Genomic DNA, 20,771 nt, shown 5'->3' on the forward strand with positions numbered 1-20,771 from the left:
TTTTTGATGCGGTGCCGCTGCATCATGCGGCAGGCTGGCAGCCCGGTTGCGGGGGTGCCGGGAAAACGGCAAAGAGCGGGCCAACGGATTATTGATATCTGATACATTGCGCAAAGGTGGTTCGGTATGCTGGAGTTAGATAACGTAACCTATCAATTTCATAAGGACGCCCCGGTTTTACGGCAGGTATCCCTGCAGATTGCGGAAGGTGAGTTCGTGGCTGTGATCGGACGCAGCGGGGCGGGGAAGACCACCCTGCTGAAGCTGTTCAACGGGATGGTGAAGCCGCAGCAGGGCGAGGTCCGGGTAGACGGGGAGTGCCTGTCGCGCTGCAACGGTAAAACGCTGCGGCAGATACAGCAGAAGATCGCGGTGATCTATCAGGATTTTTGCCTGGTCTCTCCGTCGACGGCGCTGGAAAACGTTCTGCACGGTGCGTTGAGCCGGAATCCGTTCTGGCGCGTCATGACGGGTTGCTTTACGGAACAGGATCAGGCAAACGCGAAGTTGGCTCTTGCAAAAGTCGGGTTGGCAGAGAAAGCAGATGCACTGGTCTCTACCTTAAGCGGCGGCGAGAAACAACGGGTGGCCATCGCCCGGGCGCTGCTGCAGCAGGCCTGTATCATTCTGGCTGACGAACCGGTGGCTTCCCTGGATCCGGTTGCTGCGGAACAGGTTCTTTCATTATTAAAATCCCTGCAGCAGGAGAATAAGCTGACGGTAGTCATGAACAGCCACAATACGGCGCAGGCTGCGCAATATGCAGAACGGATTATCGGCTTAAAGCAGGGTGTCGTGGTAAAAGACGCTCTTGTTTCCGCCTGGGATGATGCGTCTTTTGCGGATGTATATGGAGGTGCGTAATGAAACGGCTGAATGCTGCCTGGATCGTTACGATTTTCATTGCCGCTGAATACGGGGTAACGAAATGAAACGGCTCAATCTTGTCCGCAGTGTAATCGTTGTGCTTTGTCTGCTGGCTTCCTCATGGCAGACAGAGTTTTCCCTGTCCCTGTTATGGGAGCGGGGACATTATTTTATTGAGACTGCTGCCAGGATGTTCCCTCCGGATACTTCTTTTCTGGATGTGATACTGGTTCCGCTGCGGGACACGGTGTATATTTCCCTGTTGGGAACCGTTTTGGGCGGAATCATCGGGGCAGTGGGGACAGTGTTGTGCAACGGGTATGTGAACCAGTGGAAAGCTGCAAGGATTATCCTGAAAGCAACGGTACACGTGTTTCGCTGCATTCCCGTGCTGATTCTGGCTCTGCTCTGTACGTTTGTGTTCGGTCTGGGCATGTGGTCCGGCATTATTGCGGTTACCCTGTCTACTGCGGCTGTGCTTTCCCGTCTGGGGTACGAAGACAGTGAAAATGCGGAACTGAAGACGGCCCGCATATTGGAATATGCGGGAGGGGGGCGCCTCAAAGCCTGGTGGGTCTCTGTATGGAAGCAGATACTTCCGGGTTATCTTGCCAACCTGCTGTATCTGTTGGAATCCAATGTACGTAATGCGGCCGTGCTGGGTTTTGTGGGAGCGGGCGGCATAGGTCTGCTGCTGAATGAAAAACTGGCCTGGCGGGAATATTCCAAAGTGGGTATGATCCTGTGCGTGTTATATCTGGTCGTGCTGGCAACCGAGAGTTTAAGCGGATTCCTGCGTGTCCGACTGGTAAAATCGGAAACAGAACACAAAAAATGGCGCGTCCCCGCGCTTCTGTGCGTTTTTTTCATCATTTACTCTTTTTTTGCCGGCTTTCCAACCATCTCCGAAGTGAACAAAACCGCGCTGGTGTCTATTGTTGAAGGCGTTGTATCTCCGGATATTACAATGCTCTTTTCGATGGGTTCGGACGGGGTGCCGGCCTTGTTGTTTGAAAGTCTGTGCATTGCCTTTCTGGGAACCCTGGGTGGAACTGTTTTCGCCCTGCTGTTATCGGTTTTATCCTGTTTCCGCTTTTTGGGCTGTGCTGCACTGGTGACGCGTCTGCTGTTGCTGGCGTTCCGTTCGGTACCTGTCCTTGTTTACGGGCTTCTGTGGATCCGGGTGACCGGGCCGGGACCGTTTGCCGGCGTGCTGACCATGGCCCTGTGCAGCATCGGTCTTCTGGCTAAGCGCTTCCTCATCGCCGTTGACAGTATTGACCTGAAACCGTATTACGCGTTGCGGGCTTCCGGGGTAGGATTTCTTGCGGCTGTCCGCTGGGCTGTGATTCCCCAGATACTGCCGCATTATCTGTCTGCCGTCATCTACCGCCTGGACATCAACCTGCGGGAAGTGGCCGTGCTGGGCCTGGTTGGCGCAGGCGGCATCGGTACACCTCTGATCCTGGCCATGAATCATTATGAATGGAAGGCGGCGGGCGCGCTGCTCTGGGGTCTGATCCTGCTGGCAGCGGCGGCAGGGGCGGTTTCAGAAAGATACCGCAAAACACACAGGCTAAACGGGAACGGGTAAAAAAGTCCCCCACTGTAACGTATTGTTGCAATGGGGGATTCGTTATTTAATTATTCTTCACCCGGTGCGCGTACGATGGCACCTTCTGCTGCAGAGGATACAAGCGCGGCATAGCGGGCCAGGTAACCGTGTTTTACCTTAGGCGGCGGGCATTTCCATTTTGACCGGCGTTTTTCCAGTTCTTTGTCAGATACTTTAACATTTAATGTACGTTTCGGAATATTGATCTCAATGATATCGCCTTCTTCAATCAAGGCAATGTTGCCACCTTCCCGAGCTTCCGGAGAGATATGGCCAATGCAGGCACCCCTTGTCGCGCCGGAGAAACGTCCATCGGTCAGGAGGGCTACGTCCTTATCAAGCCCCATGCCTGCCAGAACGGAAGTCGGATTCAGCATTTCCCGCATGCCTGGGCCGCCCTTGGGTCCTTCGTAGCGGATGACGACCACGTCGCCTTTGTTAATCTTCTTGGCACAAATAGCTTTGATGGCTTCGTCTTCCGAGTTAAATACCCGGGCGGGGCCGGAATGTACCAGCATCTCTTCCGCTACGGCGCTTTCTTTAACAACGGAGCACATGGGCGCGATGTTGCCGGTCAGCACGGCGATACCGCCTGTCTTCCGGTAGGGGTCTTCTACGCTGCGGATTACATCCGGGCGTGTAATGACCGCATTTTTAATCAAAGCGCCGATGGTTTTGCCGGTGACGGTCTTGCAGCTCTTGTTAATGAGTCCCAGTTTACTCAGTTCGTTCATGACCGCGGAGATGCCGCCGGCTTCGTTCAGGTCGATCATATGATGGGATCCGCCGGGGCTCAGTTTAGTCAGGTACGGAGTTTTCTTTGAGATCTTATCAAACAGGGATAAAGGAAGTTTAATGCCGGCTTCGTGGGCGATGGCCGGTAAGTGCAGCGCCGTGTTGGAGCTGCCGCCGATAGCCATGTCGACAGTGATAGCATTCTTAAATGCATTCATGGTCATGATATCCCGGGGCAGAAGCTGTTCTTTGACCAGGCGGACAATAGTTTCCCCTGCCTTTTTAGCCAGACGGGCACGGTCGCCCTGGAAGGCTGCCGGAATGGTTCCGTTGCCGGGCAGGCCCATGCCTAACACTTCGGTGAGGCAGTTCATGGTATTGGCGGTGAACAGGCCGGCACAGCTGCCACATCCAGGGCAGGAGCAACGCTCAATACGGGACAGTTCTGCTTTATCAATCTTGCCGGCTTCAAAACGGCCGGCCGCTTCAAATGTGGTGGAAATGGAAATGTCTTTGCCTTCATAACGGCCGGGGAGCATGGGACCGCCGCTGCAGAACACAGCTGGAATATTCAGGCGCAGCGAAGCCATCAGCATACCGGGCACGATCTTATCGCAGTTAGGAATCAGGACCATGCCGTCAAAAGCATGGCCGTTGATTAGTGCTTCGATGCTGTCAGCAATCAGTTCACGGCTTGCCAGGGGGTATTTCATACCTTCATGGCCCATGGCGATGCCGTCGCAGAGACCGATGGCAGGTACTTCTACAGGTACACCGCCCGCTGCGAGGATACCGTATTTGACCATTTTTGCCTGATCATCCAGATGGGCATGGCCAGCAATGATATCAGTCTGGGAATTTACTACAGCAATCAGCGGTTTTTTGAGATCTTCATCGCTGAAACCGAGGGCATAAAATAAAGAGCGGTGAGCTGCACGGGTGGAACCTTTTTTGACTAAATCGCTTCGCATATACAAACCTCTTTTCTTAAATAAATAATATATATAGTATTCTTCGTTTTAACGAAGGTATCAAAATAATTTTATGCTTCTGGGAACGCATTGTCAATGTTCAGGTAACAAATAAAATGGACAGGTTTTCTTTTTATGATATGGAATGTAAAAACCGTTACAGCTTTTTTACCTGCAGAACATGGGCTCGAACCGACAGACAGAGGCCTGTTTTATTCTTAGTTTGAACGGATTGCCCAACGCAGTTTTGTGGATTTTGCTCGTGGGTTGGAAAAGCATTCCTCGGCCGACGGTCGGATTACATCTCTGGCCGCAGCAGTAAAGGTACCGTTTCTGACATATGCTTTAAAGGCCTTTTTAACCAGGCGGTCTTCTCCGGAGTGAAAGGTCAGTATTGCTACGCGTCCGCCGGGAGCCAGTGCATCGGGAAGTTTTTCCAAAAATGTATATAGAGCCTCCATTTCACCGTTTACGTCGATGCGCAGTGCCTGAAAGACGCGGGCACTGCTTTTTTTAACAGCTTCTTTTCGATCATTCTTTGGAAGAAAGGACAGAGCTTTTTCGATCTCTTGAAAAAGTTGTTTTGTTGTATCAACGGGAATTCCTTTTTTTAGATCAGCAGCGGTATTTTCTGCAATTTCCCGTGCATACGGCTCATCGGCGTTTTCGATGAGCAGGCCTTCAAGTTCATCTGCAGAAAGTTTCCTGAGCAGTTTTGACGCAGGGATGCCCTGTTGCGGATTCATGCGAAGATCTAGGGGCCCGTCTGTTTTATAGGAGAATCCCCGGGCGGGATTATCCAGTTGCATGGAAGAAATACCTAAATCAGCCAATATAAAATTAAAAGGACCTGTTTCATTAACGATTTTGTCAATTTCGGAAAAATTCAAATGATGAATGGTAAGAATTTCTTCGCCGTACCCTGCCTCAAGCAGACGCTTTTTGGCTTTCTCGGATTCGATGGGATCTACGTCTGTTGCGTGTAAGTGTCCTGTTCCCTTTAATTGTTTTAACATGGCTTGTGTATGCCCGCCATATCCTAGCGTTGCGTCAAATCCTGTCTGGCCCGGCTGGATTTGTAGAAAATCCAGAATTTCCTGGACCATGATGGGTATATGGGTTCCTGCCGGTGTATTGCCTTTGGCGATAATATGTTTCGTAATATCCTGATACTTTCTGGGATTCAGTTCCTTGTATTTTTCATTAAAACTTTTTGGATAGTGTCCTGTATAGTGTTTCCGGCGGACATGTTTTTCGGCGTGGTTGTTTCCCTTTTGTTCGGTTGTTGTTTCCATAAGTGTCCTTCCTTCGATTTATCGTAATAATATGTAGTTGATTTGCAAAATTTGACTGATGTTAATAAAAAACATAGAGAGGTTGCTTTTATTAATTTCTGTTTGTCGCTGATAGTTTAATTATAAATAAAATCATGTGTTTTGAAAAGACGAATATCAAATGTTTCACGTGAAACATTTGATAACAATTCAGAAAGGATTCTCAAAATATTCTCAGCAGAAGACAGAAGGGTGCTTGTTAGTGTGGAAAGAATATAATATAATATAAACTGACATTATCTATTGAAGTAACTGGCGCTGGTGTACCGGACGCCGGCTTCGATTATTCAGGAGGATGAGGACGGATGATTACAATTGAAGATGTACGCATCTGGCTGGAAGGAAAGAAAGTTCACTATGAGGTTATGGTAGATTCTGCTACGGGTAACGATGTGTATATTATCAAACATCATTCCGAGGCGGCGGGTATAGACTATCTGGGTGTTATTGCTGTGCCTCCGGGACGGTTCATGATGGTCAAGGTCGTGGGGTGTGATTTAAGCAAATATCATCCCCGTAAATGTCTGGCGGTACTGCAGCAGTTTAATGGTCTGATGAACCGGCGCCATACACCGGACAGCTATAATTATAATGTTGAAGGTAAAAATCTAATTATTGTCTTCTGGCCTGAGAATACAAATACTGACAGTATTCAGCATTATCTTGATTTCGGTTTTAACCGTCTGGACTTTATGTACCGGAATCTGGAGAAGTTGGAGATTGCGGATTAAGGATTTTCTGATTCATTGTCGTTATGCATGTGGATGCCAATCCGGAATGACAAGAAAAAATGGAAGTTATACTTGTGTTTTATTTATTTTTTTTCTTGACATTCCCAGGTCTTTGTTCTATAATATTCTAGTAACACGTCAAGTGGTCGACTAGCTCAGCTGGCAGAGCAACTGACTCTTAATCAGTGGGTCCGGGGTTCGAGCCCCCGGTCGATCACCATGTGGGCGCTTAGCTCAGCTGGGAGAGCGTCTGCCTTACAAGCAGAATGTCAGCGGTTCGATCCCGTTAGCGCCCACCATTTTTTTATGTCCGGCCCGGTGGTTCAGTTGGTTAGAATGCCGCCCTGTCACGGCGGAGGTCACGAGTTCGAGTCTCGTCCGGGTCGCCATTATGCCTCGGTAGCTCAGTTGGTAGAGCAAGGGACTGAAAATCCCTGTGTCCACAGTTCGATTCTGTGCTGAGGCACCATGTTGCAATGCAGTTACCCACGGATATTGCGCCGTGGGTAATTTTGTATAAGAAAGCAGTCAAAGGTGTTTCAGATACTTAGGACCTTTGTTAGATGTGTTAATATAAAGTTTGTCATCAGAAAAGCAGGTGTTTATTCATGTTTCCGGGCGGAGAAAGTACTACCACTTCCCTTATTTTTATCTGGGGCGTCATACTGATTTGCAGTATCCGTGGCTGTTTCCGTAATTTTCAGACGGGGGATAAGGCCTGGGGTACGGCGTTTGGTATCCTGATTCCTGCATCTGCCTATTTCCTGGCAGATCTGCTGGGGCTGCTGCCTCCGGGGGCGCCTCATGTGTTTATGTAAGCGGATAGTCGAAGAGATCTTTTTTCAAAAACGCTTGACAAACGGAACGTAATACGGTAAAATGATTTTGGTTAGCGAACGCTAACCAAAATTTTGCTTTGAGTGTTAGCACTGGCTAACCCTTTTCTGATGATTCCTCTTCATTTTTTTGTTTTGTGGAGTCTGGCTGAAAAGCATCATGCGGATTTGCATTACCTGTACAGGATAATGTAAATCCGCATGAAAAGATTCCGGTGTTTTCTTTTATGCGACTGGCGTCAGCCGGCCGCTTTTTTATTTTCTTAATACAAATCCAGCGGCACCAGGGTGCGCACGCCTTCGGATGTAAAGACATCTTCTGCTTTGACACGGAATACTTCTTTCAAAAGGTCTACCGTGATTACGTCTGCAGGGTTGCCGCTTGTAACCAAGGTTCCTTTCTTCATAACCACGACATGGTGAGCAAACTGAACAGCCTGGTTCAGATCGTGGAGCACCAGTGCCACCGTCAGGTGCAGTTCCCGGTTCAGTCTATCCAGTAGTTTCATGACTTCCAGCTGGTGGCAGATATCCAAGTAGGTGGTGGGTTCATCCAAAAGCAGAACCTGAGGCTTCTGGGCAAGAGCCATGGCAATCCACGCGCGCTGCCGTTCGCCGCCGGACAGGGTCTGAAGGATTCGGTGCTGGTAGGGCACCAGGCTGGTTTCTTCCAGAGCCCATTCAATACATTCCTGGTCTTCCTTTGTAGCCTTGCCGAAGAGGCTGCGATAGGGGAAACGTCCCATGGCAACCAAATCCCGTACGGTCATATCGGCCGGGGCCTGGGGAGACTGGGTCAGGATAGCCAGCTTCTGAGCAAATTCTTTGTAGCCGAAATCCCATACGTTCCGGTTCAACAGGGTGATCTGGCCGGCAGAAATTGGATTGATCCGGCAGACGGCTTTAAGCGTAGTGCTTTTCCCACAACCATTTGGCCCGATGATGGCGGTAATCTTTCCCTTTGGAATATCCGCGTCCATGTGCTGCACGATGGTTTTTCCTGACAGTGTGACCTGCAGGTCTCTTACTTCAATCATATTGTCCATCATAATTCCCTCCTTAACAGGAACAGGAAGAATGGGGCACCGATGAACGCCATAATAATGCCTACCGGCAGTTCGATGGGCGCAAAGGCTACCCGGGCAAAAGTATCGCTGAAGGTTATGATAGCGATGCCCAGCAGGGCCGCGCCGGGGATAAGGAAGCGATAATCGGAACCAAGGATCAGGCGGGCCACGTGAGGGATAACCAGACCCACGAATCCCAGCAGACCGGCCACACTGACAGCACTGGCTGCCAGGAGCGCCGCGATGGCAGTCAGCGCAATACGTGTAACTTCTACGTTTACGCCAAGGCCTTTGGCCATTTCATCACCTAACTGCAGGATGTTCAGATAGTGGGCGCTGGCAATGGCAAGTATCAGCCCAATCAGCGCGTAAGGTACGATGATGGAGACGTGGGGCCAGCTTCTGGCTGCCAGACCGCCTACCATCCACATCAGGGCGCCGTTAACACGGTCGCTGTAGAAGACCAGAAGGCCGGAGATGCCGGCGCTTAAAAAGGCGGACACGGCTACGCCCGCCAGAATGATACGGACCGGCTTGATGCCGTTTTTCCAGGCAAGAATGTAAATGGCGACAGCGGCCAGCATGGCGCCGATAAAAGCAACCGGCGTAATCAGGTATTCCAGCGCCGGGAACAGGATCATGATGGTGATACCGGCGATACCCGCACCGGAAGAAATGCCGATAATGTGCGGGTCAGCCAGAGGGTTGCGCATAACGGCCTGTAAAATTGCGCCGGAAAGCGACAGGTTCAGTCCCACCATGGCGCCGACGATGGTTCGCGGCAGCCGGATGTTCCAGATGATCTGGTCCTGGGGTGTTGCCTTCGGATGCAGCAATATTTCCATAACCTGGGAAACGGAGATATCCGCAGCACCTAAGGCAATGGACAAAAGACATCCGGTCACGGCGAGGACAGTGAACAGGATCAGCATGGAGACGCGCCAGACCCTGCGGTCAATACCGTAGCGTTCAGCCCGTTCGGATACGTCAGGCAATTTATCTGCCATATTGTTTTCCTCCGATACTATTTAAATGTTTCCGGGAATACATGTTTTGCCATCAGTTCCACGGCGTCCGGGTACCGTAAGCCCGGAGGAGTCAGGAATAAATCTTCCGGCAGGATAAACACCTTGTTGTTTTTTACAGCGGTTAAGGCGCTGTAAGCGGGATTCCCCTGCACATCGGCTTTCAGGCGCTTTTCAATTTTATCCTGTGCGCCCATGGAGGTGATAAAGATGATTTCCGGATCTTTCTCAACCAATGCCTCTATACTGTAAGGGGCTTTTTCCGGCTTGCCCTGAATGGCTGTGGTGCCCTGGGCGATGTTGACAAACCCCAGCATTTTCGCAGCGTTGCCGGCAATACTGTTCTCCAGTTCCACGGTTACAGTGGAGGGGGTGGCGTGCAGGATGACGATTCGTTTTTTGTGATCCTTCGGCATTTTAGTAATGGTGGCAGCGATTTTATCATCCATTGCTTTGTTCAGTTTTTCTGCTTCGGCAGATTTTCCGTAAACCTTACCGGTGATAACCAGAGCCTCTTTGGTCTCTTCGTAGGTCTTCGGCTGCAACGTGATGGCGTTTATGTTGTTGGTTTCCAGCATTTTTATGAATTTTTGGTGTTGCATCGCATTGATGAATACCAGATCCGGCTTTAGTCCCACAACTTTTTCCATGTTAACGTTAAATACGTGTCCGATGTCTTCGGCTTTTTCCATGGAAGGGGGGATGACAGAGGCTTTGCTGCTGGAAGGACGGCCGATAATAGTACCGCCTACTGCGTCCACGTAATTCAAAATCGAGGGTACCATGACTACAACCCGCTCCGGTTTTTTGGAAAGAACCACTTTACGGTTTTCGGAATCGGTAATTTCTGCGAAAACGTTTTGCGAGCTTTGGGCTGCCGGCTTGCTTCCTGCGTTTGTGGCTGCGTTGTCCGGTTTGCAGCCGAAAGAAGCAAAGGCCAGCAGGCATACCATCATTGAAAAGAAAAGAAACTTTTTCATAATCCGTACACTTCCTTATTAATTTCTGAGCTTTATAAACGCCTGGCCGCCGATGATAAAGACAACGACCAGATAGATCAGCAGGATTCCTACCGACCATAAGGATACCTCCGCCCCACTGCCGATGCCCCGCAACAGATAGCTGGTATGGGTGAGGGGCAGGCATTCGATGAAAATCCGCAGGGCATCAGGCAATGCTTTGGTAGAAAAGAAGGTGCCGCATAAAAACGACATAGGCAGCAGGATATAAGTGTTGACCTGGCCCATCTGCTCGTAGGTGCTGAGGAACATGGCCGCAGCAAAACCGATTTCGGCGAAGATGGCGCAGTTCAGTACCAGCACCAGCAAAAAAAGGGGCGTAATGGTAAAATGTGCGCCGAATGCATAGGAAAGGGCGATGATGATCGCAGAGGAAATCAGGCCCCGCAATACGGCGGCCAGAACCTTTCCTATAACATAAGCGTATGGGCGGATCGGCGCGATGATATATTCTTCAATACTTTTGTGGTACACACGTTCCGCATGGACCGGCGTTACGCTGTTGAAGCTGATGTTCATGGAGTTCAGGGCCAGGATGCCCGGTACCAGGAAATCAATGTAGGAGGCGCCGCTGGCGGTCTGTATGCTGCGACCCAGCCCCCAGCCGAAGGCTACAAGGTATAACAGAGGCGCCACCATGCGGGAAAGTATGAAGGCAGTCATGCGATGCTTCAGCACCACCCAGTCCCGCCAGAAAACAGTCCAGATGTCAGCCAGCATCAGAGTCCCTCCTTCCGGCCGGTCAGCTCGATGAACACGTCCTCCAGGTTTGCTTTGCGGATAGAAGACGCTGCATCGATGGTGCCGATGAATTGCCGCGCTTCTTCACGGGTGTTGAAGAAGCGGAAATCCCGGTGCACGTCGTCGCGCCATTCTGCTACAAACCGCCCAAAACGGGAGATAAAGTTCTTCGGCGTGTCAACATCAATGAGTTTTCCTTTGTTCATGATGGCGACCCGATCACAAAGCTTCTCTGCTTCTTCAATGTAGTGGGTGGTGATGAGCACTGTCGCACCGTCTTTTGCGAGGCGCCGCACCAGTTCCCAGATCCGCCAGCGCACCTGGGGGTCCAGGGCTACCGTCGGTTCGTCCAAAAACAGGATCTCGGGTCGGTGGATCAGGGCCCGGGCAATCAGCAGTCTGCGTTTCATGCCGCCGGAAAGCTGCCGTACCCCGTCGTTGATCACGTTTTGCAGTTCCACGTATTCCAGCAGTTCGGCAATACGGGCTTCCCGTTCTTCCCGTTTCATATGGTACAGCCTTGCGTGCAGTTCCAGGTTTTCTCCTACGGTCAGATCCTGGTCAAAGTTCAGGTTCTGGGGGACCACGCCGATCATCTGCCTGATTTTCCTTGCATCGTCCGCATTATCGATATGCCTGCCGTCATACAGAATATCGCCGCTGGTGGGGCGGGACAGCATGGTCAGCATACGGATCGTGGTGGTCTTGCCGGCACCGTTGGGTCCCAGCAGGCCGAATATTTCACCGGTGCCGATCGTCAGGGACAGGTTCTCTACAGCAACTTTTTCAGTTTTTTGGTTTTTTGTATCTTTATGGGGAAATGTTTTTCGAAGATTTTTAACTTCAATCATATCCGGCTTATCCTCTCGCGTTTTCTGGTAATAATTTTACCCTATCCGCTCATTTTTCGCCATATGTGAAGCAGGCTGTCTTCCGAAAGTTTATCAATTTTGAAATAGGATGCATCCATTTTGCGGGCCAGTTTTTTCGCCAGCCCCAGCTTGATGAACCCGTTTTCTGTATCGATTACCGCAATAGGGATGTTCCGCTTGCCGATATGTTCCGCTTCGGTCATGGCATCGTCCACCGCGTTGGTACCGTTATCCAGGGGAAGGGTGGCGTGGCCGTCCGTGATCAGAATCAGCACGGGATCCTGCAGCGGGTCCTGCCGGTACAGCATATCCAGCACATCTTCCGCTTTGGCAAGGCCTTTGGCCAGCGGTGTTTTGCCGCCGGTCGGCATGGCTGCCAGCTTTTTCTGGGCGAAGTCAACGCTTTTGGTTACCGGCAGCAATACTTCCGCCTGGTTTTTCCGGAAAGCAATCATGCCGACGCGGTCACGTTTTTGATAGGCTTCCAGCAAAATTTTCAGGATGACGCCCTTTACGGTCTTCATTCTTTCTCTTGCACCCATGGAGCCGCTGGCGTCCACGGCGAAAAGGAAGATATTGCCTGTGCGTTTCTCACGGACTTTGGTACGAATGTCTTCTTCCTTTATTACCAGGGCGCAGCCGTTGGACTCCCGCCATTTCTGGTAGGGAGCCGCTGCACGCAGCGTGGCGTCAAAAGCGATATCGGAAGATTTGGAGTGGGGGATTTCAGCCCGGACATAACGCCCCTGACGTTCATCGGTACGGGTAGCGCTCCGTTTGCCGCTGCCTTTGCGTTTCTGTTTTCCTTTTACCGGCTCTACCCAGACTGACGGCAGCTTCACCCGCATGTCCGCTGCGTCGATGCGGTCATTGCTTCCCGCATTGGGGTTGGCCATGGATTCATCTTTCTTCTGTTCTTCCTGGTTGCCTTCGTGGGCTTCTGTATCGGTTTCTTCCGGCTCCGGCGCATCCGGCATGGAGAACAGTTCATCCTGATCCTCCTGCCTTGGGGGCGGCAGGTTCTGCTGCGCGTCTTTCGGTTCCGTTTTCTCGTTTTGCTGAGGATCCTGCTGCTGTTCCGGCGGCAGTTCCCGCATCCGATGGGGCAGTACGAATTCCGCTGCCTTCTCCAGATCTTTCGGCAATACATACTTCCGTCCGGCTAATGCCGCTACGGCCCGTGCGGCTTCCATCAGATAAATATCGGCCCGGTGTCCGGCCACGTTGGCCTTCAGTGTGTAAACGGAAGTCAGCCGGATCATGGCGTCTGAAACTTCTACTTCCGGCAATAAAGCGCGGGCAACTGCAATTTTTTTAGTAAGGCTGTCCGTTTCCCCCGCCCATTTTTCCCGGAAAGCAGATCCGTCTTTTTCAAATTCCATAACGCGCCGGACGATTTCCATCCGTGCATCTTCATCAGTTTCTGCGTCTACCGAGACGAACAGCCCGAACCGGTCCAGGGCGGAAGAGGGAAGAGTCCCACTTTCCGGCGCAATTACTGCCAGTACCGTGTAATTTGTGTCTCTGTGTCCGGAAAGACCGTCCCGTTCCAGCTGGTAACCGCCTGCTTCCCTGATACTCAGTATGGCGGACAGAATATCATCCCGCAGGAGATTGGCATCGTCCAGATAGATCACGCCCCGGTCCGCCTCATCAATGAGGCCGGGCTGAAGCTGGCGTTTGCCGTATTTAACCGCTGCTTCGGCATCGATGGAGCCAAACAGCCTGTCTTCCGTCACGCTGACGGGAATCTCAACCCAGGGAGCGCTGAGCAATTCTCTGGCGCCACGCAGCAGGGTCGATTTCCCGGTTCCTTTTTCACCGCTTACCAATAATCCGCCTGCGTGTGGATTGACAAGGGCCAGCAGCACTGCGTCCTTTGCCTTTTCCATACCGCAGACGGCGGCAAGCGGATATCCTGCCCGTTTCATCCGTCAATCACCTTATCCACATTTTCCCAATCCAGTTTCTGTTCCTCGAAGGGGCGGCGCCGCATACGGTGGGGCAGCGCCAGGTGGGCTGCTTCCCGTAAGTCTTCCTTAGTCACTTCCGTATGACCTGCAATGGCAGCCAGCGTTTCTGCTGTTTTGATCAGCACGATGTCGGCCCGGTGCCCGTCCACGCCTAATGTGATGGAAATCTGTGCGGCCAGACGTAAAATTTCGTTGGCAGCGGTCACCTGGGGCAACAGCTTCATGGCGCGTTGGATACGACGTACTTCGTTCTGCTGCTCTTCTTCCCACTTTGTAATAAAGGCTTCCGGATCGTCTTCGTATTCGAGGCGGCGTTTAATGACCTCCGCCCGTTTGTCCAGATCTTTTTCACCGGCTACGTACACGGAAAGGGCAAAACGATCCAGCAGCTGGGGCCGGATGTCGCCTTCTTCCGGGTTCATGGTGCCCACCAGAGAGAAGCGGGCGGGATGGGAATAGGAAATGCCTTCCCGTTCTACCGTGTTGATGCCCATGGCCGCCGAGTCCAGAAGCACGTCTACTACATGGTCGTCCAGGAGGTTGATTTCGTCTACATATAAAATGTTCCGGTTGGCGTCGGCCAGGATGCCGGTTTCAAAAGAGCGTTTCCCTTCTTTGATAGCGGCTTCAATGTCCAGCGTACCCACGACGCGGTCTTCCGTAGCGCTGACAGGAAGCTCTACCACCTTCATGGGCAGTTCTTCAATTTCCGGTTCCGCATGGTCGTATTTTTCATGGCATTCATCGCACCAGTTGGATTTGTCGTTGGGGTCGTCGTGGAAACGGCAGCCTTTGATGCACTTGCGTGGCGGCAGCAGGTCGGCCAGGGCCCGCACTGTGGTGGATTTGGCAGTGCCTTTTTCACCGGTGATGAGAACGCCTCCCAGCCGGGGATTTACCACGTTCAGCATTAGTGCTTTTTTCATTTCTTCCTGTCCGATAATGGCGGTGAACGGAAAAGTTCCCTGTCGTTTCATAATCGTATTGTCCTCCTGAGTTTTAAAATTTATTCTATAGTTATTGAATTAATCGTCAGTACCGTTTTTCGGGGTTTTGTTATTTAAGCTCTTCGTTCGTAAAATGGTTTATTCTTCATCGTCTTCTTCGATTTCGCCCTCTACGGAAAGGTACAGTTCCTGCAGTTTCTCCTTGGTCTCATCGTCCGCGTTCCACATCTGCCGCTGTTCTGCTTCCAGCAGGGTTTCCGCGATATCCTGCAGGGCCCAGGGATTCACTTTCTTCATCCACTGCTGCACCTTCGGGTCGAAGGCGTATTTTTCGGCGTAATCGTTATACATCCAGTCTTCCATTACGTTGCTGGTGGCGTCCCACTGGAAGCTGATGTTCAACCGGTTGGCCATGTCCATGGCACCTTTGTAGCCGTGCTGCATCAGGCCTTCAATGTATTTTGGGTTCAGTGATTCAGCCCGCACCACCCGTTTCATTTCTTCCGCAACAGTGCGCATTTTCGGAGCGCTGCGGTTGGCGCTGTCCCCAACATAAGAAACCGGTTCTTTCTGGCCGAAGCTCTTTACTGCGGCGATCATGCCGCCGTGGAACCCGTTGTAATCGTCAGAACTGAGGATGTTCATGTCGTGGCTGTCTTCGTTTTTTACGGTAAGTTCCATCTGGGCCAGCCGTTTTTTGAACAGCTCCGGCTGGTATTCGCCACGGCGCCCGCCGCCGAAAGCGTGGCCGCCCCAGCGTACGTAAATGTCGGCCAGGTCTTTTTCGGATTCCCAGTTTTTGGAATCCAGCACGATGTTGATACCGGATCCGTAGGTGCCGGGTGCGTCGCCGAAGACACGGAAGGCTGCGCTGCGCCATGCGTCGTCTGCAGATGCGCCGCCGGCTTCCAGGGCTTTGCTCTCTTCCCGGATATGCTTGCGGACAAAATTGTCTTCGTCGGGTTCATCCAGTTTTGCCGCCAGCAGCACTGCGTTGTCCATCAGTTCGGCCAGATGGGGAAGGGTATCCCGGAACAGGCCGCTGATGCGTACGGTCACGTCGATGCGGGGGCGCTTCAGTTCGTTTAGCGGAATCACTTCCAGCCCGGTGACCCGGAGGCTGCCTTTCTGCCAAACGGGCCGGATGCCCAGCAGGTAAAGGAATTCCGCAATGTCCTGTCCGCTGCTGCGCATGTTGGGGCCGGACCAGAGGACCATGCCGATATTTTCCGGGTACTTTCCTTCATCGCCGATGTATTTGTCGATCATGCGGTCTCCCAGTTTCATGCCGGCGATCCAGCCTGCCTGGGAAGGCAGCGCTCTGGGGTCCACGCCGTAAAAATTCCGGCCGGAGGGAAGCAGGTCCACGCCGCCGGCGCTGGGGGAACCGGATGGCCCGGGGGGAACGTATTTGCCGGAAAGGGCGGCCAGGGTATGTTCCATTTCGTTTTTAGTATCCGTAAGCCGCGGGTAAATTTCTTTTATAATGTATTCTGCCAGGGAAGAAATTTTCTGTTGCCATTCTTCCGCCCCGGCAGTTATCAAGGACAGCTTCATGGTTTCGGCTGCTGCTTCTTCCGAGAAACCGCCGGCGGCAAGGGATGCAATAAATTCACGGCTTTCGCTGCGGATTTTTCGTAACAGTTCACCGCCGGTAAGATGCAGGGAATCGATGATAGCGGAAGGATTTTTTTCGATTTCGGAAAAATCCGCGCCGTATTTTTCCGCCCACAGGCTGTACAGGGAGGGCACGTCACCGTTGGACAGCCGCAGAAGGTGCAGGATCTCGCTGATCAGTACGTCCCCCTCCGGGGACTGGCCTAACACATGGAGGCCAACATGAATCTCGCTGTCCTGCAGGTCTTCCATGTATGCGTGGAGATCCGCCAGATACTCGCTGAAGGGTTTGGTTCCATCCCTGGGGACGGACTCGTCAATTTTTGTGTTGTGGGCCAGCTCCAGAATTTTTTCTTCCAGGGCGGCGGCCTGTTCGGAATCTTCTTTTTGGAAATGGCTGTATTCGTCTGCCATTTTTTCCAGTTCCGCCAGTTCGTCAAAAGCGCCGGCTTCTTCCACGGGGGCCGGCAGGTAGCCGATAAGGCAGGCGCTGCTTCTGCGTTTGGCGATGACCCCTTCTCCGGAAATGGTCATAAGGTACGGATAAATGTTGGGCAGGGAACCCAGGGCAATGTCCGGGTAGCTGGCTTCGTCAAGGCCGGTGGCTTTTCCCGGCAGCCATTCCAGATTGCCGTGGGTGCCTAAATGGATCACCGCGTCGGCCTGAAAGATTTCCCGCAGCCAGTAGTAAAAGGCAAGGTACTGGTGGGTGGGGGCGATCATGGGATCGTGGTAGGCCCGGGAGGGATCCATGCCGTAATGCCGGGCCGGCTGTACGGTCATAAAAACATTCCCGTTCATGGTGCCCGGAATCAGGATATTCCCTTCATCAGAAAGCATAACGCTGCCCGGCGCCTCGCCCCATTGTTCGATCATCTTCTGCCGGGCTTCTTCTGGCAGGGTGTTGAAAAATGCTGTATATTCTTTAGCGGAAAGCTTCTGGCATTCTTCCGCCTGTTTATCGGTGAGCAGGCTCAGGTCGTTAGTGGCGTGGGAGGTCATGATGCGGATGAATTCTTCCGCCGATGCCGGTAAAAAATCCACCCGGTAGCCGTCTTCCTTCATGCGTGCCAGCAACCGTGTGGCGCTTTCCATGGAGTCAAGGCCTGAAGCGCTGCCGATGTTGTAATTTTTGGGTGGGTAATTATGGAAGATCAGGGCGATCTTTTTGTCTTCGTTCTTCATCTTATGCAGGTTCGCCCATTTTTTTGCTTTTGCCGCCATGGCCGCCATGCGCTGGGAAAGGGGGATGTATTCGATGGCGCCGTCGGGCAGTTCACGCCGTCCCGCAATGGGGATGCCATGGATGGCACCGTCAAATTCCGGCAGGGCTACGGCGATGGAAGTTTCCACCGGGTTGAGGCCTTCCGGATTTTTTCGCCAGTCTTCTTCCGGAGTAAGTAACGTATAGGCCGTTAAGACAGGTACGCCCAGTGTTTCCAGTTCGTCAACGGTCAGGCTGCCGTTGCCCACATGGGAAAACTTCATGGTGGTGACCAGGGTGTCAATGGCAGTTTTTCCTTCTATCGTAAAGAAATCTTCAAATACTTTGCGGATGCCGGGCATGCCCAGGGCTTCGTCCGGCAACTGGTTGGTAAACACGGCGATCACGCTGCATCCCTGGCGTTCCGCTTCCCGGATAAATGCTGCGGGATAGGCCAAATCTTCCCAGATCCACTCTTCCCGGTAAAACAGCAGGCCGATGACGGGCTGTCCCGGCCTGCAATATGTTTCCCGATAAGCCGAAAGGTCAGTCATATATCCTTCCGGAATATCGGGATGATAGATGCCGGCCCAGCAGCGGGGCTTCGGTCCTTCCGGCGCGGGGATGGAAGAGTCTGCCAGGGATGAAGCGTAGAACCAGAAGTTCCGGAAATTTTCGCTGCCGCCGTAGAAGGTATAACCTTTCAATTTGTCGGCGATTTCTTTTTCCACGCCGGCTTCTTCTCCGTCCAGGGCGGATTCCACCGCGTCCAGCATGTAGGGGATGTGGTTGGCGGTCAGGAAGCTGCGGCAGGCTTCCCAGAATTTTGATTTAAAAACGTTTTTAAAAAAACGGGCCACTACCAGGCTGCTGCCCCGGAGTTTCCGTTCCCATACGTAGTTCCACTCGCTGGAGCGTTCCAGCTTGACCGCCATGCACAGATCGGAAATTTTTCCTTCGTCCTGCAGCTGAAGGCAGGCGTTTTTCATGCCGGCGTACCGCCGGCTGTCATTGGTCAGGTAAATAATTTTTATATCCATTAAGATTCTGTGCCTCCTTCGGATGCAACGTTTTAAAAAATATTAATAAAAGATAATCAATCTCAATACTGAAAGTATATCATCATTGTATGACACAGAAACGTGAAAAGCAAGAATCAGAAAAAACAAAACGTGTTTTACTGAACAAAACGAAACCTTTTGTCTGAAAACACATTTGAGGGGAGGTGTATTTTCAGGTAAAAGGGTCAGGGACAGAGAAGGTGATATAAAAAAAGGACGCATAGGTGCGTCCTTTTTATTAATTTGCGTTGGGAAAGAATCAATGCATGCCGCCGGTTTTGCCTTCGGCAGTTCCTTCCAGTGCGTTCCAGCTTTCCAATGCACGGTCAACGAACAGTTTGCGAACTGCTTCGTTTTCGCCCAGGCCATGGATGTACGGGGTAACCTTGAAGCCTTCCTTCTGGAGGATCATCTTATGGGAATCTTCTTCGTCCCCTGCCATGTCGTTGTTAGCATGGTCGCCGGCTACCATCATCATGGGCATCAGGGTAACGTTTTTAACTTTGTCAGCTTTCAGTTTGGGAATTACATCTTCCAGGGAAGGCCAGCCTTCAACACTGTAGATGTGGATGTTGCTGCCCAAGCCGTTGAAGCGGTCCTGTACTACGGAGTAGTAAGCGTTGGCCGGATGGGGAGTGCCGTGAGCCATTACCAGTACGGCGCTGTCTTTGGCAGCTTTCGGGAACTGGGTAGCTAATGCTTCTGCAGTTTCCTTTACATCGTCCCGCTGTTCTTCCTGGCCCTGCCAGTACATTAAGGGCAGACCCATGGTCATTTTCTTGAACTGGTCGCGATACAGGCGATAGATAGCGGTGTCATAATCGTATTCCATGCCGGGGATCACATCCAGGGTAGCCAGGGCTACGCGGGTGTAACCTTCAGCCTTTAACTGTTCCAGGGCTTTTTCCGGGGTGGGGATGTCCAGGCCTTCGTTGGCTTTTACCCGGTCAACGATGATGTGGGAGGTATAAGCGGTAACCACTTTCACATCGGGCAGTGCTTTCTGGATAGCGGCAACAGTCGGGTTGATAGTCTTTTCACGGGAATCCGTGTAGGTGGTGCCGAAGCACATAACGACCATAGCGTCCTTGTCGGGCAGGTTCTGCATGGCTTCGTTGTTGTAAACGCGAACGCCGATTTCAGAAGCCTGTTTTAAGGCAGGGGTCGGGGCTTTTACTTCTTCATTCAGGCTGTATGCAGCGTATCCGGGGATTGCGAATGCCATGCAGCTTACTGCCATGGCCGCAGCAGTTAACATTTTGCCAAACTTTTTCATTTTGCATTACCTCTTTCGTTTTAAAAAATTTAAAGTAATTAGGATACTTTATTTTCAGGCGGCTAAAGCGCAAACCAGGCAATTTACAATTTTACCGCCTAACAGATATAAAAATTATAAAACATTACTAGTAAAAAAGCAATACTAATAATAAATATTCTTATTAAACTGTTTTCAAAAATAAACAAGGCTGTCAATGAGGTAAACTTTTCATAACAGCCTTGTTTTTTTAAGATTGTTTTACTTTTGGAAACACGGAATAATTCGTCTGCTCCCGGTCAGCGTACAAACTCATTTGTTCAGCGTTTCTTTATGCTTGTTTTGTTTGGCTTCTTTTACCATTTTTTTAATGCCCGCAAAGGTTACCGGACTGATGATGTGCTCAATGCGGCAGGCATCTTTTTCCGCGATGTCCGGTGGAACGTTGAGGAGTTCTGAAAGGAAAACGGTCAGGGTTTTATGCCTGTCCAGTACAGAAGCAGCTTTTTTCAGGCCGTTTTCCGTCAGCACGATTCGTCCGTCAGGATGCATGATGATATAGCCGTTTTTTTTCAGGATACTCATGGCACGGGATACGCTGGGCTTGGAAAAATTCATTTCCGTTGCGATATCAATGGAACGGACGTTACCGTTGCGCTGCTGCAGTATCAGAATAGTTTCCAGATAGTTTTCACCGGATTCCAAAAGCGCCATAGTTATTTCCTCCTTGTAATTCAGAAGTATTATCATTAATAAGCTTTGATTATTTTAACATGCGGAACTCTTTAACGCAACCGGTTACAGAAAAACCGGAAAACTTACAGGCAGGGAGAGAATAACTATAGCTCTGATATTTGTCATATTGGGATTGTTGGCACTGCCGTGGTATAATGGTAATCAG

General features: G+C 51.3%; 16 protein-coding genes and 4 tRNA genes. 8 read left to right on the forward strand and 12 right to left on the reverse strand.

Annotation, left to right across the window (positions count from 1 at the left end):
* Positions 1 to 126: 126 nt before the first annotated feature.
* A complete protein-coding gene (gene phnC / locus ACZOWY_RS08895) occupies positions 127 to 864 on the forward strand; it encodes a phosphonate ABC transporter ATP-binding protein (RefSeq protein WP_484395848.1) in 738 nt (245 codons plus the stop codon).
* A 64-nt stretch (positions 865 to 928) separates the two neighbouring features.
* Positions 929 to 2,461, forward strand: a complete 1,533-nt coding sequence (locus ACZOWY_RS08900; RefSeq protein WP_484395854.1) for a PhnE/PtxC family ABC transporter permease — start codon at positions 929 to 931, stop codon at positions 2,459 to 2,461.
* A 50-nt stretch (positions 2,462 to 2,511) separates the two neighbouring features.
* Here ACZOWY_RS08900 and ilvD read toward each other — a convergent pair whose 3' ends face one another.
* Both ilvD and rsmH read right to left on the reverse strand, forming a co-directional pair.
* Positions 2,512 to 4,188 carry a dihydroxy-acid dehydratase gene (gene ilvD / locus ACZOWY_RS08905; protein WP_484395857.1) on the reverse strand — a complete coding sequence of 559 codons (1,677 nt, stop codon included), beginning with the start codon at positions 4,186 to 4,188 and terminating at the stop codon, positions 2,512 to 2,514.
* Positions 4,189 to 4,406: 218 nt separating this feature from the next.
* A complete protein-coding gene (rsmH, locus tag ACZOWY_RS08910; protein WP_484395859.1) occupies positions 4,407 to 5,483 on the reverse strand; it encodes a 16S rRNA (cytosine(1402)-N(4))-methyltransferase RsmH in 1,077 nt (358 codons plus the stop codon).
* 344 nt (positions 5,484 to 5,827) lie between these two features.
* Between rsmH and ACZOWY_RS08915 the strand changes: the two genes are divergently transcribed.
* The 6 genes from ACZOWY_RS08915 (at position 5,828) to ACZOWY_RS08940 (ending at position 7,071) form a co-directional block, all read left to right on the forward strand.
* Positions 5,828 to 6,253, forward strand: a complete 426-nt coding sequence (locus tag ACZOWY_RS08915; protein ID WP_484395863.1) for a hypothetical protein — start codon at positions 5,828 to 5,830, stop codon at positions 6,251 to 6,253.
* Between the two features lie 144 nt (positions 6,254 to 6,397).
* Positions 6,398 to 6,473 (forward strand) — tRNA-Lys (locus ACZOWY_RS08920).
* 3 nt (positions 6,474 to 6,476) lie between these two features.
* Positions 6,477 to 6,552 (forward strand) — tRNA-Val (locus ACZOWY_RS08925).
* 13 nt (positions 6,553 to 6,565) lie between these two features.
* Positions 6,566 to 6,642 (forward strand) — tRNA-Asp (locus ACZOWY_RS08930).
* A 4-nt stretch (positions 6,643 to 6,646) separates the two neighbouring features.
* Positions 6,647 to 6,722 (forward strand) — tRNA-Phe (locus ACZOWY_RS08935).
* A gap of 139 nt (positions 6,723 to 6,861) precedes the next feature.
* Positions 6,862 to 7,071 carry a hypothetical protein gene (locus ACZOWY_RS08940; protein WP_484395869.1) on the forward strand — a complete coding sequence of 70 codons (210 nt, stop codon included), beginning with the start codon at positions 6,862 to 6,864 and terminating at the stop codon, positions 7,069 to 7,071.
* A gap of 281 nt (positions 7,072 to 7,352) precedes the next feature.
* On the opposite strand, the gene ACZOWY_RS08945 is transcribed toward ACZOWY_RS08940, so the two are convergent.
* From ACZOWY_RS08945 to ACZOWY_RS08990, 10 genes are all read right to left on the reverse strand, one after another.
* Complete coding sequence (locus ACZOWY_RS08945) at positions 7,353 to 8,138, reverse strand: ABC transporter ATP-binding protein (RefSeq protein ID WP_484395874.1); 786 nt, start codon at positions 8,136 to 8,138, stop codon at positions 7,353 to 7,355.
* Positions 8,135 to 9,088 (reverse strand): FecCD family ABC transporter permease, encoded by a 954-nt coding sequence (locus ACZOWY_RS08950; RefSeq protein WP_484395992.1) that lies wholly within the window; start codon positions 9,086 to 9,088, stop codon positions 8,135 to 8,137. Before ACZOWY_RS08950 ends, ACZOWY_RS08945 begins: the two co-directional genes overlap by 4 nt.
* A gap of 92 nt (positions 9,089 to 9,180) precedes the next feature.
* A complete protein-coding gene (locus tag ACZOWY_RS08955) occupies positions 9,181 to 10,161 on the reverse strand; it encodes an ABC transporter substrate-binding protein (RefSeq protein WP_484395879.1) in 981 nt (326 codons plus the stop codon).
* Positions 10,162 to 10,179: 18 nt separating this feature from the next.
* Positions 10,180 to 10,920, reverse strand: a complete 741-nt coding sequence (locus ACZOWY_RS08960) for an ABC transporter permease (protein WP_484395885.1) — start codon at positions 10,918 to 10,920, stop codon at positions 10,180 to 10,182.
* On the reverse strand, positions 10,920 to 11,792 hold the full coding sequence (locus tag ACZOWY_RS08965; protein ID WP_484395890.1) for an ABC transporter ATP-binding protein: 873 nt from the start codon (positions 11,790 to 11,792) through the stop codon (positions 10,920 to 10,922). Before ACZOWY_RS08965 ends, ACZOWY_RS08960 begins: the two co-directional genes overlap by 1 nt.
* 41 nt (positions 11,793 to 11,833) lie before the next feature.
* Positions 11,834 to 13,744, reverse strand: coding sequence for a VWA domain-containing protein (locus tag ACZOWY_RS08970; protein ID WP_484395894.1), 1,911 nt, complete (start codon positions 13,742 to 13,744; stop codon positions 11,834 to 11,836).
* On the reverse strand, positions 13,741 to 14,763 hold the full coding sequence (locus ACZOWY_RS08975) for a magnesium chelatase ATPase subunit I (RefSeq protein WP_484395899.1): 1,023 nt from the start codon (positions 14,761 to 14,763) through the stop codon (positions 13,741 to 13,743). Before ACZOWY_RS08975 ends, ACZOWY_RS08970 begins: the two co-directional genes overlap by 4 nt.
* A gap of 108 nt (positions 14,764 to 14,871) precedes the next feature.
* Positions 14,872 to 18,594, reverse strand: coding sequence for a cobaltochelatase subunit CobN (gene cobN, locus ACZOWY_RS08980; protein WP_484395904.1), 3,723 nt, complete (start codon positions 18,592 to 18,594; stop codon positions 14,872 to 14,874).
* A 280-nt stretch (positions 18,595 to 18,874) separates the two neighbouring features.
* Positions 18,875 to 19,891: a sirohydrochlorin cobaltochelatase gene (locus ACZOWY_RS08985; protein ID WP_484395909.1), complete on the reverse strand. Its 1,017-nt coding sequence runs from the start codon at positions 19,889 to 19,891 to the stop codon at positions 18,875 to 18,877.
* A 291-nt stretch (positions 19,892 to 20,182) separates the two neighbouring features.
* Positions 20,183 to 20,584 (reverse strand): metal-dependent transcriptional regulator, encoded by a 402-nt coding sequence (locus ACZOWY_RS08990; protein WP_484395914.1) that lies wholly within the window; start codon positions 20,582 to 20,584, stop codon positions 20,183 to 20,185.
* Positions 20,585 to 20,771: the final 187 nt, after the last annotated feature.

Source organism: Succiniclasticum sp., assembly GCF_056977735.1.